Source organism: Pseudomonas gingeri (assembly GCF_013386115.1).
Classification (GTDB): domain Bacteria; phylum Pseudomonadota; class Gammaproteobacteria; order Pseudomonadales; family Pseudomonadaceae; genus Aquipseudomonas; species Aquipseudomonas gingeri.
The window spans coordinates 452,644-466,922 of sequence record NZ_JACAOR010000005.1; the positions used below are offsets into that span (position 1 = coordinate 452,644).

Annotated in this window: 13 protein-coding genes; 12 read left to right on the forward strand and 1 reads right to left on the reverse strand. The window is 60.3% G+C overall.

Annotation, left to right across the window (positions count from 1 at the left end; genetic code table 11):
- Positions 1–372 precede the first annotated feature (372 nt).
- The 6 genes from HX881_RS10040 to cyoE all read left to right on the forward strand — a co-directional run bounded on the left by HX881_RS10040 (position 373) and on the right by cyoE (position 6,483).
- The gene (locus HX881_RS10040) at positions 373–882 is read left to right on the forward strand and encodes a disulfide bond formation protein B (protein WP_017123631.1); all 510 of its coding nucleotides are present in this window, start codon (positions 373–375) and stop codon (positions 880–882) included.
- 791 nt (positions 883–1,673) lie between these two features.
- A complete protein-coding gene (gene cyoA, locus HX881_RS10045) occupies positions 1,674–2,600 on the forward strand; it encodes a ubiquinol oxidase subunit II (RefSeq protein ID WP_042934318.1) in 927 nt (308 codons plus the stop codon).
- Between the two features lie 3 nt (positions 2,601–2,603).
- Positions 2,604–4,625, forward strand: coding sequence for a cytochrome o ubiquinol oxidase subunit I (cyoB, locus tag HX881_RS10050; RefSeq protein WP_177084168.1), 2,022 nt, complete (start codon positions 2,604–2,606; stop codon positions 4,623–4,625).
- A 3-nt stretch (positions 4,626–4,628) separates the two neighbouring features.
- The gene (locus tag HX881_RS10055) at positions 4,629–5,255 is read left to right on the forward strand and encodes a cytochrome o ubiquinol oxidase subunit III (protein ID WP_042934322.1); all 627 of its coding nucleotides are present in this window, start codon (positions 4,629–4,631) and stop codon (positions 5,253–5,255) included.
- The gene (cyoD, locus tag HX881_RS10060; protein ID WP_177062302.1) at positions 5,256–5,585 is read left to right on the forward strand and encodes a cytochrome o ubiquinol oxidase subunit IV; all 330 of its coding nucleotides are present in this window, start codon (positions 5,256–5,258) and stop codon (positions 5,583–5,585) included.
- 10 nt (positions 5,586–5,595) lie between these two features.
- Complete coding sequence (gene cyoE / locus HX881_RS10065) at positions 5,596–6,483, forward strand: heme o synthase (protein WP_017123636.1); 888 nt, start codon at positions 5,596–5,598, stop codon at positions 6,481–6,483.
- Between the two features lie 58 nt (positions 6,484–6,541).
- On the opposite strand, the gene HX881_RS10070 is transcribed toward cyoE, so the two are convergent.
- Positions 6,542–7,954, reverse strand: coding sequence for an aminotransferase-like domain-containing protein (locus HX881_RS10070; protein ID WP_177084170.1), 1,413 nt, complete (start codon positions 7,952–7,954; stop codon positions 6,542–6,544).
- A gap of 125 nt (positions 7,955–8,079) precedes the next feature.
- Here HX881_RS10070 and HX881_RS10075 point away from each other — a divergent pair, with 125 nt between their 5' ends.
- The 6 genes from HX881_RS10075 to HX881_RS10100 all read left to right on the forward strand — a co-directional run bounded on the left by HX881_RS10075 (position 8,080) and on the right by HX881_RS10100 (position 14,279).
- Positions 8,080–9,180, forward strand: coding sequence for a hypothetical protein (locus HX881_RS10075; RefSeq protein ID WP_177084171.1), 1,101 nt, complete (start codon positions 8,080–8,082; stop codon positions 9,178–9,180).
- Positions 9,181–9,219: 39 nt separating this feature from the next.
- Positions 9,220–10,518 (forward strand): ATP-grasp domain-containing protein, encoded by a 1,299-nt coding sequence (locus HX881_RS10080; protein WP_177084173.1) that lies wholly within the window; start codon positions 9,220–9,222, stop codon positions 10,516–10,518.
- 68 nt (positions 10,519–10,586) lie between these two features.
- Positions 10,587–11,078, forward strand: a complete 492-nt coding sequence (locus tag HX881_RS10085) for a RidA family protein (RefSeq protein ID WP_042934406.1) — start codon at positions 10,587–10,589, stop codon at positions 11,076–11,078.
- A 54-nt stretch (positions 11,079–11,132) separates the two neighbouring features.
- Positions 11,133–11,618 (forward strand): cupin domain-containing protein, encoded by a 486-nt coding sequence (locus HX881_RS10090; RefSeq protein ID WP_017123641.1) that lies wholly within the window; start codon positions 11,133–11,135, stop codon positions 11,616–11,618.
- Between the two features lie 404 nt (positions 11,619–12,022).
- Positions 12,023–12,676 carry a glutathione transferase gene (gene yfcF, locus HX881_RS10095; RefSeq protein WP_177084175.1) on the forward strand — a complete coding sequence of 218 codons (654 nt, stop codon included), beginning with the start codon at positions 12,023–12,025 and terminating at the stop codon, positions 12,674–12,676.
- 256 nt (positions 12,677–12,932) lie between these two features.
- Positions 12,933–14,279, forward strand: coding sequence for a KamA family radical SAM protein (locus tag HX881_RS10100; RefSeq protein ID WP_017123643.1), 1,347 nt, complete (start codon positions 12,933–12,935; stop codon positions 14,277–14,279).

Sequence of the window (14,279 nt, forward strand, 5' to 3'; positions counted from 1 at the left end):
GCTGTGTGACGCAGCGCGTCACGGCTGCATTTCTTTGCCGCGCGTGGGAACGATCACTCGACCGGCATTGTTTGCGCAATCCGAAAAATCCCTCAGCGGTTAATCCGCCTTTAATCAGCCTGTCGTTAATTCCCCAGGGCTGATTCCAACAACAGGTTCTGTGGCTTCCCGCACTTGCGGGAGCACTTTTCCACGTGCTCAATACATTCAAAGGTCATGACCTGCGTGTAGACTTCCGGGCCACGGATATTGATCGGATCGACCACGTTCGGATGGCGCCCAGAGCGGCCTGTCGAAGACAACCTCGGCTTGATGCGGCCGCTGCCAGCGCTGCCTTCCGGCCGATCCAATAACGAGTCAAAGGAAAACGGGATGAATGACGAAATGATGCGGCTGGGACGGGAGCGGCGCTTTCTCGTCCTGCTCGGGGTGATCTGCCTGGCCTTGATCGGCGGTGCACTCTATATGCAGGTGGTACTGGGCGAGGCGCCTTGCCCGCTGTGTATCCTGCAACGCTATGCCTTGCTGTTCATCGCCATATTCGCCTTCATCGGCGCCGGCATGCGTACCCCGCGCAGTCTCACGGTGCTGGAGGTGCTGGCGTGGTTGAGCGCGGTCGCCGGGGTGGCCGTGGCAGGCCGGCATGTCTATATCCAGGCCTTTCCGCAGGTCAGTTGCGGGATCGATGTGTTGCAGCCGATTGTCGACGGCTTGCCGCTGGCGAAGCTTTTCCCGCTGGGGTTCCAGGTCGACGGTTTCTGCGAGACCCCGTACCCTCCGGTCCTGGGCTTGTCCCTGGCGCAATGGGCGCTGGTAGCCTTTGTCCTGACTGTCGTGCTGGTGCCGCTGGGCATTTATCGCAACCGTCGGCAAAACCGCTGATCCAGTCCGAGACGCCCCGGTCTTCCCGAGGGAGGCCGGGGCGTTTTTGTGTCCGTGGGGCTCGTGAAGAGGCGGTGATCGAGGGCAACGAAAGGCCCGGAAAAAGTGCGACATATTGTCACGTCGCAGGTGTCGCAGGGGGCGTTTGCGACGATGGTGCAGCCCTTCAATCGACAACAATTCTCAGGAAAGTTCCCTGGCCGGCTTTTTCGCCGGAGGCCACGAAGGGAGTACCTTGCAAGGGACCAAATACCTGCTATGGACCCCGTTTTACCGGGGGCAGGCGTTCCTCGGGAGGCCGTCCGGCCGGCGCGGGGGGCATATCAGGTTGTCCGGTAGAAGCGCGTATCAGAGCTTTTTGTTGAGAATGAAAAGCTATACGATTAAGGATCATTGCAAAATCGGTGAATGATTGTTGCGCGGACGGATAAAAAATATTTCAGGATGAGACATGGTTTATAAAACGCGACATATCTACAATCGCCCGCACTGAATGTCCGGCGCTGCTCATCCCTGAGCGCACGAGGGCGATCGAGGGGCTGAAAGGTGCCATGCGATCCCGGGTGCTGGCAACCTCCAAGTATCCGCACCAAATGGAATTGGTCTGTAACAAGGCCTTTGACCGACAAAATCGAATAAGAACTCACTGCCAGCTCCAGATGTGCCGATCAGCGATTAGCGCGAAGGGCAGGCCCTTATTCAATTGAAGAAAAAATGCCAACCCTTGGCAGGGTGAAGTGTTGGCGATCAAAACCCAACTGCATTGCGCAAGCTGCTTTAGAGGTCGTGAGATGAGTAAAACAAGGTACCCCAGATTCCTAGGCTTATTGCCGCTGCTCGGCACGTTGTTGCTGGGAGGGTGCAACATGACCTTGCTCGACCCGAAGGGTCAGGTGGCACTGGACGAACGTAACCTGATCATCACTGCCACGCTGCTGATGCTGTTGGTCGTGGTGCCGGTCATCCTGATGACCTTTGCCTTCGCCTGGAAATACCGCGCGTCGAACAAGGACGCCACCTATGCGCCGAAGTGGAATCACTCGACCAAGATCGAAATCGTGGTCTGGGCCGTTCCGGCGATCATCATCCTGTTCCTGGGCATCGTGACCTACAAGTCGACCCACGCCCTGGACCCGTATCGTCCGCTGGAATCCGACGTCAAGCCGATTGAAGTACAAGTCGTCGCGCTGGACTGGAAGTGGCTGTTCATCTATCCGGAACAAGGCATCGCCACCGTCAACAAGCTGGTGTTCCCGGCCAAGACCCCGGTGAACTTCAAGATCACCTCCGACAGCGTGATGAACTCGTTCTTCATCCCGGGCCTGGGCGGTCAGATCTACGCGATGGCCGGCATGCAGACCAAGCTGCACCTGATCTCCAACGAGAATCATGAGTACGAAGGGATTTCCGCCAACTACAGCGGCGCCGGCTTCACCGGTATGAAATTCAAAGCGACCGCAACCAGCCAGGCGGATTTCGATGCCTGGGTAGCTGAGGTCAAGAAGGCACCTAAACAGCTTGAACAAGCTGAATACGCAGACCTTTCCAAGCCGAGCCAGGACAACCCGGTCGAGCTTTATTCCAGCGTTACGCCGAACCTGTTCCAGATCATCGTCGACAAGTACGAAGGTATGAAACCAGGCAAGCCGGTCGAGCACGAGAAGAAAGAAGTCGCCGCAACGGAAGGTTCGCATTCAGCTGCCGGGGCAGAGGAGTAAACGATGTTTGGTAAATTAAGTTGGGAAGCGGTCCCGTTCCACGAACCGATTGTCATGGTGACCCTTGCCATGATCGCGCTCGGTGGTCTGGCGTTGTTCGTGGCGATCACCTACTTCAAGAAGTGGACCTACCTGTGGACCGAGTGGCTGACTTCCGTCGACCACAAGAAAATCGGTGTCATGTACATCGTCGTGGCCATGGTCATGCTGCTGCGCGGCTTCTCCGACGCCATCATGATGCGTACCCAGCTGGCCATGGCCACCGAGGGTTCGCCTGGCTACCTGCCTCCCCATCACTATGACCAGATCTTCACCGCACACGGTGTGATCATGATCATCTTCATGGCGATGCCTTTCTTCACCGGCCTGATGAACATCGTCGTGCCGCTGCAGATCGGTGCGCGTGACGTTGCCTACCCGTTCCTGAACTCCCTGAGCTTCTGGCTGCTGGTATCCGGCGTGGTGCTGATCAACGTTTCCCTGGGTGTCGGCGAATTCGCCAAGACCGGTTGGGTTGCGTATCCGCCGCTGTCGGGACTGCAATACAGTCCGGGCGTGGGGGTCGACTACTATATCTGGGCGCTACAGCTATCAGGGTTGGGTACGACGCTGACCGGGGTGAACTTCCTGGCCACCGTGCTGAAAATGCGTACCCCTGGCATGAAGCTGATGGACATGCCGATCTTCACCTGGACCTGCACCTGGGCCAACGTGCTGATCGTTGCTTCGTTCCCGATCCTCACCGCCACACTCGCTTTGCTGACGCTTGACCGCTACATGGATTTCCACATTTTCACCAATGAACTGGGTGGAAATCCGATGATGTACGTCAACCTGTTCTGGGCCTGGGGTCACCCCGAGGTGTACATCCTGATCCTGCCGGCGTTCGGGGTTTTCTCCGAAGTCATCTCGACCTTCTCCGGCAAGAAACTGTTCGGCCACCACTCGATGATCTACGCCAGTGGCGCGATCTCGGTGCTGGGCTTCATGGTCTGGCTGCACCACTTCTTCACCATGGGCTCGGGTGCCAACGTCAACGCCTTCTTCGGCCTGGCGACCATGCTGATCTCGATCCCGACAGGGGTGAAGCTGTTCAACTGGCTGTTCACCATCTACCGCGGTCGTTTGCGCTTCACCAGCCAGGTCCTCTGGACCCTGGGCTTCATGGTGACCTTCGCCATCGGCGGCATGACCGGCGTACTGCTGGCCATCCCGGGTGCTGACTTCGTCCTGCACAACAGCCTGTTCGTTATCGCGCACTTCCACAACGTGATCATCGGCGGCGCGGTATTCGGCTACATCGCCGGCTTCAGCTTCTGGTTCCCGAAAGCGTTCGGCTTCAAGCTGCACGAAGGCTGGGGCAAGGCAGCGTTCTGGTTCTGGATCTCGGGCTTCTTCGTCGCGTTCATGCCGCTCTATGCACTGGGCTTCATGGGCATGACCCGTCGCCTGAACGCCAGCACCAACCCTGAGTGGGTACCGTACCTGTACGTCGCTCTGTTCGGTGCGGTCCTGATCGCCTTCGGTATCGCTTCGCAACTGATCCAGATCTACGTCAGCGTACGTGATCGCAAGCAGAACCTGGACGTGACCGGCGACCCATGGAACGGCCATACCCTGGAATGGTCGACCTCTTCGCCACCACCGTTCTACAACTTCGCCGAACTGCCGAAAGCCGATGTGGTCGACGCGTTCACCGAAGCCAAGGAAAACGGTACCGCGTACTCGGTTCCAAAGCGCTACCAGCCGATCCACATGCCGAACAACACCGCGACCGGCCTGGTCATGGGTGCTCTGCTGACCGTCTTCGGTTTCGCGATGATCTGGCACATCTGGTGGATGGCCATCTTCGGCCTGGCCGGTACCGTGATCTATTTCATCATCCATGCCGCCCGTGACGACCAGGGCTACATGGTGCCGGTAGAGACCATCGAACGCATCGAAGCCGAGCAGCACAAGGTGCTGGTAGAGGCCAAGGCGATTGCGGCCAATGCTCGTGTTGAAACCTCGTTGGAAAAGGCTTAAACCATGTCGAATGCAGTGACTCATGCTGGACACGCCCATGGTCATGACCATGGGCACGATGACCATCACCACGACTCGGGCGAGATGACCGTATTCGGTTTCTGGCTCTACCTGATGACCGACTGCATCCTGTTTGCGTCGATCTTCGCAGCGTACGCGGTACTGGTTAACAACGTAGCGGGTGGCCCGTCGGGCCACGACATCTTCGAACTGCCTTACGTGCTGGGCGAAACCGCCTGCCTGTTGCTCAGCTCGATCACCTACGGCTTCGCCATGCTGGCGTTGTTCAAGGGCAAGAAAAGCCAGGTACTGGGCTGGTTGGCGATCACCTTCCTGTTCGGCCTGGGCTTCATCGGCATGGAAATCAACGAATTCCACAAGCTGATCGAAGAAGGCTACGGTCCTAACCGCAGCGGCTTCCTGTCCGGGTTCTTCACCCTGGTCGGGACCCACGGTGTACACGTCACCAGCGGCCTGATCTGGATGGCCGTGATGATGTACCAGGTCTGGAAAAACGGCCTGACGCCGACCAACATCACTCGCCTGAGCTGCCTGAGCCTGTTCTGGCACTTCCTGGACGTCGTGTGGATCTGCGTATTCACCGTTGTTTACCTGATGGGGACTCTGTAAATGGCTAATGCACACCATTCCAGTGATGCCAACCACGGCAGCGTGAAGTCGTACATGATCGGCTTTGTCCTGTCGATCATCCTGACTGCCATCCCGTTCGGCCTGGTGATGTACCCGTCGCTGCCGAAGGCCGCGACCCTGTGGATCGTGCTGATCTTCGCCGTGATCCAGGTGCTGGTGCACCTGGTGTACTTCCTGCACTTGGACCGTTCCGCCGCGCAGCGCAACAACGTGATTGCGTTTATCTTCGCGGCGCTGGTGATTGTCCTGCTGGTAGGTCTGTCACTGTGGATCATGTTCAGCATCCACGCCGTCATGATGGCGAAGTGAGGTAGACCCGATGTCGCTCAAGCACTTTATCCAAATCACCAAACCGGGGATCATTTTCGGTAACGTGCTTTCTGTGGCGGGTGGCTTCTTCCTGGCCTCCAAGGGGCATGTCGATCTGGCCATCTTCCTGGCGGCCATGATCGGCACCTCGCTGGTGGTGGCGTCCGGTTGCGTGTTCAACAACTGCATCGACCGCGACATCGACCTGAAGATGGAACGCACCAAGAACCGGGTGCTGGTCCAGGGGCTTATCTCCCTGAAACTGGCACTGGTCTACGCGACCGTCCTCGGCGTTGCCGGCGTGGCCTTGCTGTACCGCGTCGCCAACCCGTTGGCGGCGCTGTTCGCGGTGATCGGCTTCGTCATCTACGTCGGCTTCTACAGCCTGTACTTCAAGCGCAAGTCGGTTCACGGCACGCTGATCGGCAGTCTGTCGGGGGCGATGCCACCGGTGATCGGCTACGTGGCGGTGAGCAACAGCTTCGACATGGCGGCGCTGACGCTGCTGGTGATGTTCAGCCTGTGGCAGATGCCGCATTCCTACGCGATCGCGATCTTCCGCTTCAACGACTACCTGGCCGCATCGATTCCGGTGTTGCCGGTGAAGCGCGGGATCCTGGTGGCCAAGAAGCACATCCTGCTCTACATCCTGGCCTTCCTCGGCGCGACGTTGATGCTGACGTTCAGCGGTTATGCCGGCATGAGCTACCTCGCGGTGGCCGCGGCCATGGGCATGTACTGGCTGTACATGGCCTGGACCGGCTACAAGGCGGTGGATGACACGGTCTGGGCACGCAAGCTGTTCGTGTTCTCGATCTTCACCATTACCGCCCTGAGCGTGATGATGTCCCTGGACTTCAAGGTGCCGACCGAGTTGTTGCTGACTTACGCGCACTGAGTGACCCGCATGACGAAAAAAGCCCCGCCTTCGGAAGAAGCGCGGGGCTTTTTTTCGCCTAGCTGTCCAGCAGGCGCATGAACCGCTCCCGTACGCGCATGTCATCGCTATGGGCGACGTTGAAGCGCAGGAAGCTCACCGCGTCGTCGGCCGTGCTCAACAGGGTTCCCGGGGCCAGCACGATGTCATTCTCCAGGCCCTTGCGCGCCAGTGTCTCGGCGTTCATCCCGGCGGGCAGGCGGGTCCAGAGAAACAGCCCCTCTCCCGGGCAGGATGACAACGCGCAGCCCGCTTCTGCCAGCCATTGCGCGACCCGGTCGTTCGACTCATACAAACGGTCGACCAGCCGCCGCGCATGTTTGGTGTAGCTGCCATCGCTGAGCATCCGGTAGGTCATCTGCTCGGCCAGCTCCGAAGTCACGCCGCCGCTCATCATCTTCAGGGCGATCATCCGCGCCGCCACTTCCGGCGTCAGCACGGCATAACTGACCCGGCTGTTGGCGCTCAGGGTCTTGGTGAACCCCGAGACATAGCTGATGTTCTCCAGCCCGCCGGCCGCCGCCAGCCGGGGCGTGCGCTTCTGCTGGATATCGCAGTACAGGTCGTCTTCGACGATATGGAAGCCGTAGCGGTGGCTCAATTCCAGCAAGCGATACACCTGGGCCGGCGAGAACGAATGCCCGGTGGGGTTATGCAAGGTGGTGTTGGTCAGGTAGAGCACCGGCCGGTGGCTGTCGAGCAACTGTTCGAGCCGGGTGAAATCCACGCCATCGCAATCGCGAGCGATGCTGATCACCTTGGCGCCGTGGAGCAACAGGTTCGAACGCAGGTTGAAATAGCACGGATCGTCGAGCAGTACCGTATCGCCGGGCTTGATCAGCAGGCGCATGAGCATGTCGATGGCCTGCACGGTGTTGGCGGTGGTCACGATCTGCTCCACCGGTACTTCGATGCCGAAGGTCGCCAGTTTCACCCGCAGGGCCTGGCGCAGCGGCAGATAGCCGGCGGGTACCCCGGCCTCGCCCATGCGCAGGGTGGTGGAGCGCAAGGTGCCGCGGGCGGCCTTGAGCAGTTCTTCGCCGGGCAACCAGGAAGAGGGCAGGAAACCGCAGCCGGGCCGCAGGGCACCGTTGTCCAGCAGCAGGGCGCGACGCACCACGCTGAGGGTGTCCTGCGGCAGCAGATCGCGGCCAACACCGGCATGCGCCGCTGCGCTGAGGCGGGTGACATAGTGCCCCGAGCCCTGGCGCGAGGCGACCAGGCCCTTGGCCCGCAAGCGGTCCAGGGCCTCGACCACGGTCGACTTGCCCACCCCCATCAGCTCCGACAGTTCACGGATCGGCGGCAGCTTGGCCCCGTGCTGCAGGCCACCCTGGCTGATGGCCGCGGTGAAGCGCTCGACGATCTGCTGTACCAGTGGCGCGCCGGGCTCGAACTCGATAGCGGCGATCACGGCTCTTTGCGCCTGCATTTTACTGGTCATCCGAGCAATAAAGTTCGGAGGATTCTAGTCCAACTTGCTCTGATCAAGAAGGACTTCGCTCACTAGTATCGACTTCATTGTCCTAGATGTCGTTCTGATCGAAGAGGTTCTCCATGAGTGTTGAAACAACTGCCGGTATCGCCAAGCCGGCCGTTAATGTCCGGCTGTTCGTCATCCGGATCATTACCGCCGTGTCGCTGTTCGCGGTCCTGGGCAAGGCCAACGTCTGGCTCGACACCGCCACCAACAGTATTCTCGCCCTGGGCTACCGCGCGTTGCTGCTGTTGCTGCCCCTGACGCTGCTGTTCCTCGGGCGCCGCTCCCTCAGCGTCACGCTGCTGTGTGCCACGACCGGTCTGGTCCTGCTGGCCCTGACCAAGGACCAGGGCATCGTCATGTTCGGCGCGGCGCTGTTCGCCTACGGGATCGCCATCGCCGGTTACCTGATCAAGAGCGAGGCGGCGCAGACCAAGGAAGGCGCGGCCTACAACCGCGTGGCCATGAACATGGGCAGCCTGATCGCCGGCCTGATCCTGCTGTCGCCGCAACTGACCCCGACCCTGTTCTTCCTCGGCGCCGCCGGCTTTGTCCTGATGTGCCTGCCGGTCGCCATGGGCGCGACCCTGCAACTGCCGACCATTTCCTCGCCGTCGAAGGCCCAGGGCGGTTCCGGCTGGCTGGGCAAGCTGCCGTGGGTGATCGCCGGGATCATCATGGGCATCAAGCTGTTCGGCGTGTTCTCGATCCTGCCCCAGGCGATCCTGCGGGAAACCGGCGAGCTGCCGTCCTGGTACGGCCTGATGCTGATTCTCAACAGTGCCGTGGTGGTGTTCCTGCAAGTCCCGGTCATGCGCGTGATCGAAGTGACCGGCCGGTTCAAGGTGTTCACCGTGATCGGCATCATTTTCGCCGGATTCCTCGTCCTGTCCTCGCCGGCCGCCTTCCATGTGGAAACCCTGATCGGTGCGTTCATCTGGGTCACCCTGTTGTCCATCGCCGAATGCGCGTTCAGCTACCTCGACTACTTCTCCGTCAAGCAGAACAGTATGTTCGCCAAGGAAGTGTCCCTGGGCGTCGGTGCCGGTCTGACCGTGCTGCTCATGCGCGCGCTGCCCGACCCCTATAACGCCTATGTCCTGGCGCTGATCGGTGCCTTGGGGATCCTGGCCTGGTACTACCTCAATCGCAGACTCAACGCGCCGCTGCATGACTGAACCGTAGCAAGAGCCCGTAACAGGAAGGGGAGATCCGAAATGAGTGCAAAACCCTGTGTGATCGTGGTCGGCTACAACGGCAACCGCGTACGTGACATCGGCAAGCTGCGCGAGCTGTGCCGGTCGCTCTACCAGGCGACGCTGATCCTGCTGGTGGAAAAGGTCCAGCTGGAAGACTACGAGGTGGCGGACTACGTCTGGACCACCTCCCTGGCCATCGAAAACCTCGATGCGGCGCTGGACGCGGTGTCCAGTTGCCTGGCGGTCGATGAGTGGAATCTGCTCGGTGTCCTGCCGTTTTCCGACCGTGGGGTGTTGCTCGGTGCGGGGCTGGCGACGCGTCACGGTTTGCCGGGCATCACGCCCGAGCAGGCCCGAGCCGGCCTCGACAAGGAAATCTTCCGCCAGTTGGAGGCGGCGGCACCGACTTCCCCTGAGAGTTACCGACCCGTGTTTTCCTGCCGGGTCGCGGACCTCGACGAACTGCGCCAACGGGTCGCGGCACTCGGCGGCAAGGCCTTTATCAAGCCGGCCTGCGAAGGGGCCAGCCGGGGTTGCCGGGTGATCCACTCGCCCGCCGAGTGCGAGGAAGCCTGGGCGGCTCTGGAGCAGTACCGGGCGGGTGGAATCATCGTCGAAGAGCTGGTGCAGGAAGCCCGGGAATACAGCTGGGATTGTGTGGCGGGGCGTTCCTGGGTCACCGAGAAGACGACCACCGAAGGGGCTTATCGTGCCGAGATCCAGCAGGTGGTTCCCGCGCCATTGACGGGCGCGGCGCTGACCGCCATCGCCGCGGCTGGCGAGCACATGCGTCAGTTGGTCTCCGTGGACAATGGCGCCTATCACAACGAGGTTTTCTTCAGGCAGGACGGCACGACCTCGGCCGTGGAAACCAATATGCGCCCGGCGGGCATGCATATCTGGGACCTGGCCCGTAAAGCCTTTGCTGCCCTCGACGCATTCGACCCCTGGGAGAGTTGGGTGCGCTGGGCGGTCGAAGGACGCATGGCGCAGGCCGAGCCGGTCGCGCAAGGCTACTGCGGTATCCGCCTGGTGAGCGCACCTGCCCACGGCACCCTGCAGCACCTTCCGGATATCCAGGCACTGGCCGCCAGCCTGGGGATCGAGGTGATCGAAGGCTGCTACAGCAAGGGCGTGGGTGACCGGGTTTCCTCCCTGGTGACCGACAACACCTCGTTCATCGGCCACGTCATTCTTTTCAATCCCGACTATCCGACGCTCAGCCGGCAGCTTCTGCAACTGACCCGGGCCATCGAGTCGGCGATCGTGGTGTCGCAGTCCGAACCGGTACGGCAACTCGAAGAGGCACTGCCGTGAACCGAGAACCCCCCTGGCCCGACGCCTCGATCCCGGTGCTTGCCCATCCACAGAAGGAAGTCATGTTGATGTCGTGTGATGAACGTTTTATCGCCATTGCCCAGGAACTGGGTTATGACATCTACGGTGAAAACACCGCCGGAGGTCATTACTCACCGGTGATCCGCCTGCATGATCAGGTCTACGTCAGCGGCCTGGTGCCGATGATGAGCGGCCGCGTGGTCCTGCCCGGCCGCGTCGGCGCCAACCTGAGCCTGTCCGAGGGCCAGAAAGCCGCCCGCATCAGTGCCATGCGCGGGCTGGCGCTGATCCTGCAGACCATCGGTTCGCTGGATCGCATCAAGACCCTGGTGCGGGTGACGGTCTACGTCAAGTCGACGGAAGACTTCCCCGAACTCAGCGAAGTCGCCAATGGTGCCTCGGACGTTTTCCATCGGGTGCTGGGCGATGCCGGCCGGCATACCCGGACGACCATCGGCGTGTACCAATTGCCGAAGAATGCCGCCATCGAAGTCGATATCATTGCCGCGGTTAGCGAAGGGGCGTTGCGCCAGCTATAAATTCAATGTCTGTGCGGCGGGAACGATTCGCCGCACGAAAAAATGGAACGACACATGGATACCTTCAAGGGCAGCTTTTTCACCTATCAGGATTTCCGCGACAGCCTGCAAGGATCGTCACCTCGGCCCCAGGTCTGGAAGGGCACGGACCTGGCGAGCCTGCAACGCGACATGCAGCCCAGCGATACCGATATCGTCGCGCTGTCGAGCGAGTCGAGTATCGGCGGTTGCGAAATCCTGCCCGGCACCGTGATCTCGATGCAGTGGTTGAACCCGGGCACCACCCTCAATGGACACGCCCACACCTGGTGGCATCTGTTCATTATCCAGTCGGGCCGGGGCGAGCTGACCCTGGGCGATGCCGAGGCGGTACCGGTCAGCAGCGGTGACGTGATCGTCGTGCCGGCGTGGAACAAGCACGGATTTGTCAACGGCTCCGCGGAAGAGCCGCTGGTGATGCTCAATATCAGCAACATGCCGCAGGTGGCGGCACTGTCGAATTTCGCCGATCAGAACGGACGGATCGGCGTGGTGAAGTAACCCGTCGCGATTCCTCCCCGCCGCTGTTCCCGTCAGGGAGCCAACGTTCGTTGGCTCCCTGATTGCATTTGCGCGCCCGGCTTTTCTGCCCGGTACTCTGCCGCGCCCTCGCTACCCCTTGCCTTCGCTCCTTCCCCGGGTAATCGGCTGTCCGATCGTCCCGCTGCAGGCGTTTGTCCGTAGGCCATCTGTATCGATACAAACAGGCATTTTCTGTATCTATCGAAGGAGTCTCCAGTTATCTACGATCCTTATCCGTAGATAACACCTCTGAATCAATTTGAGTGATGGGCAAATCGGCGTATTACCGCGCGTTGTCCCGTTATCTATCTGTCAGGCAGTTTTTGCAGTCGAACAATTCGATTGAAACTATTCATGTATTTGAATCTGGAAGGGAGCGTCCTGTGGCTGATCAATCATTAACCCTGTATGTCGGTGCGGACTTTGTCAGTGCCTTTGCGTTGTCGGCATTTGTTGCCTTGAAAGAAAAGGAACTGCCGTTTGATATTGTCACCGTTGATCTCAAGCAACGGGACAATTACTTGCCGGCTTATCGCGATCTGTCGCTGACCTGCAAGGTGCCGACCCTGGTCCATGACGGTTTCGCCCTGACCGAGTCCTCGGCCATCGCCGAATACCTGGACGAGGCTTTTGCCCATGCCGGCCACAAGCAGGTTCTGCCCCGTGGGCTCAAGGAGCGCGCCCGGGCTCGTCAGTTGCAGGCCTGGCTGCGCAGCGACCTGCTGGTGATCCGCCAGGAACGCCCGGCCGACCTGATCTATTTCGGCAAGAAAGACCAGCCCCTGTCCGATGCGGCGAAGGCTGCCGTAGAGCGCCTGTATCGGGTCGCCAGCACCTTCCTCGGTGACAGTGGCGGGCACTTGTTCGGTGACTGGAGCATTGCCGACACGGACCTGGCAATCATGCTCAATCGCCTGCTGGCCAATGGCGACGAGATGCCCGAGCACCTGGCGGCCTATGTCCGTCGACAATGGGGCCGTGACAGCGTCCAGGCCTGGGTCAACCAGGAACGTGTGGCGCCGCTGCCAGCGAAGTGAGCACAGCCGCGATCGGTCCGTTGGGGACAATGATCGATTGACCGTGATGAATGATTGAAAAGATTCGAATAAGCACTGTATCGCTGTCAGTGGTTGATAACCGCTATTGAACAAGATCGAACTTGCCGCGTTGAACAAGCGTTAAAGGCAGCAGGCATCTGTTTGCCTGTAATTGCTGAATAGGCGGAGTTCGCAACGGTTCGATTAAAAGCGATATGCAAGGTGAACTCATAACAGAATCGTCAGGAGCGCTGTCATGCAGGGAATGTCCGAACCACAGAAATACAAGCCTTATAATTCACGCACTATTCGCGATACGGTGTATTGGCAGAAGTTGACCCCGGAGTTGCAGGAAGCAATGACGGTAGTGTCCAAGGTCATGCCGTTTCGTACCAATGATTATGTGCTCAGTACCTTGATCGACTGGAACAACATTCCGGACGATCCGATCTTCCGCATGACCTTCCCTCACCGCGACATGCTGCACCCGCATGAGTACGAGGCCCTGAAGGCGCTGATCGACGGCGATGACAGTGCGGCGGTCAAGCGCCAGGTCGAGCAGGTCTGGCAGCGGATGAACCCGCACCCGGCCGGCCAGTTGACCCACAACACCGTGACCCTGGATGGCAAGCCGCTGTCGGGTATCCAGCACAAGTACCGGGAGACCGTGCTGTTCTTTCCCGGCGCGGGCCAGACCTGTCATGCCTACTGCACCTTCTGCTTCCGCTGGGCCCAGTTCATCGGCGAGGAAGAACTCAAGTTCAACGCCCGTGAATCCCAGGAACTGGCGGCTTACCTGCGGGTACACACCGAAGTGACCGATGTGCTGATCACCGGCGGCGACCCGCTGATCATGAACACCCGTTCCCTGGCCGAGTACATCGAGCCCTTGCTGGCGCCGGACATGGCGCATATCAAGAGCATCCGCCTGGGGACCAAGTCGGTGGCGTACTGGCCGCAGCGCTTTGTCACGGACAAGGACGCCGATGCCCTGATCGACCTGTTCAGGCGTGTGGTGGCGACCGGCAAGAACCTCTCGGTGATGGGCCACTACAACCATCCGGTGGAGATCAAGCAGGACATGGCCCGTCAGGCGATCCAGCGGATCCGCTCGTCCGGGGCGACCTTGCGGATCCAGGCGCCGCTGATTCGCCACATCAACGAAGACCCCGCCGACTGGGCGGCGCTCTGGACCGAAGGCGTACGCCTCGGGGCCATCCCGTACTACTTCTTCGTCGAGCGCGATACCGGCCCCAGCCATTACTTCGCGATGCCGCTGCACCGTGCCTTCGAGATCTACCAGTCGGCCTATCGCACGGTCTCCGGGCTGGCGCGCACGGTACGCGGGCCGTCGATGAGCACTTTCTACGGCAAGGTGGTGATCAACGGCATCGAGACCGTCGCTGGCGAGAAAGTCTTCGTCCTGCAGTTTCTCCAGGCCCGCGATCCGCAGTGGGTATTGCGCACCTTCTACGCCAAGTTCGACCCGCAGGCGACCTGGTTCGACGAGTTGGTCCCGGCCTTTGGCGAGGAGTTTTTCTTCTTCCAGAACGAAAGCGTCGCGCCGCCGAAACTGATTCCGGTCGTGCTGGAAGCCGTTTGA

Excerpts from the sequence above, each read along its gene's own strand:
- HX881_RS10040 (WP_017123631.1), top strand. The coding sequence starts at position 373 with ATGAATGACGAAATGATGCGGCTGGGACGGGAGCGGCGCTTTCTCGTC.
- cyoA (WP_042934318.1), top strand. The coding sequence starts at position 1,674 with ATGAGTAAAACAAGGTACCCCAGATTCCTAGGCTTATTGCCGCTGCTC.
- cyoB (WP_177084168.1), top strand. The coding sequence starts at position 2,604 with ATGTTTGGTAAATTAAGTTGGGAAGCGGTCCCGTTCCACGAACCGATT.
- HX881_RS10055 (WP_042934322.1), top strand. The coding sequence starts at position 4,629 with ATGTCGAATGCAGTGACTCATGCTGGACACGCCCATGGTCATGACCAT.
- cyoD (WP_177062302.1), top strand. The coding sequence starts at position 5,256 with ATGGCTAATGCACACCATTCCAGTGATGCCAACCACGGCAGCGTGAAG.
- cyoE (WP_017123636.1), top strand. The coding sequence starts at position 5,596 with ATGTCGCTCAAGCACTTTATCCAAATCACCAAACCGGGGATCATTTTC.
- HX881_RS10070 (WP_177084170.1), bottom strand. The coding sequence starts at position 7,954 with ATGCAGGCGCAAAGAGCCGTGATCGCCGCTATCGAGTTCGAGCCCGGC.
- HX881_RS10075 (WP_177084171.1), top strand. The coding sequence starts at position 8,080 with ATGAGTGTTGAAACAACTGCCGGTATCGCCAAGCCGGCCGTTAATGTC.
- HX881_RS10080 (WP_177084173.1), top strand. The coding sequence starts at position 9,220 with ATGAGTGCAAAACCCTGTGTGATCGTGGTCGGCTACAACGGCAACCGC.
- HX881_RS10085 (WP_042934406.1), top strand. The coding sequence starts at position 10,587 with ATGTCGTGTGATGAACGTTTTATCGCCATTGCCCAGGAACTGGGTTAT.
- HX881_RS10090 (WP_017123641.1), top strand. The coding sequence starts at position 11,133 with ATGGATACCTTCAAGGGCAGCTTTTTCACCTATCAGGATTTCCGCGAC.
- HX881_RS10100 (WP_017123643.1), top strand. The coding sequence starts at position 12,933 with ATGCAGGGAATGTCCGAACCACAGAAATACAAGCCTTATAATTCACGC.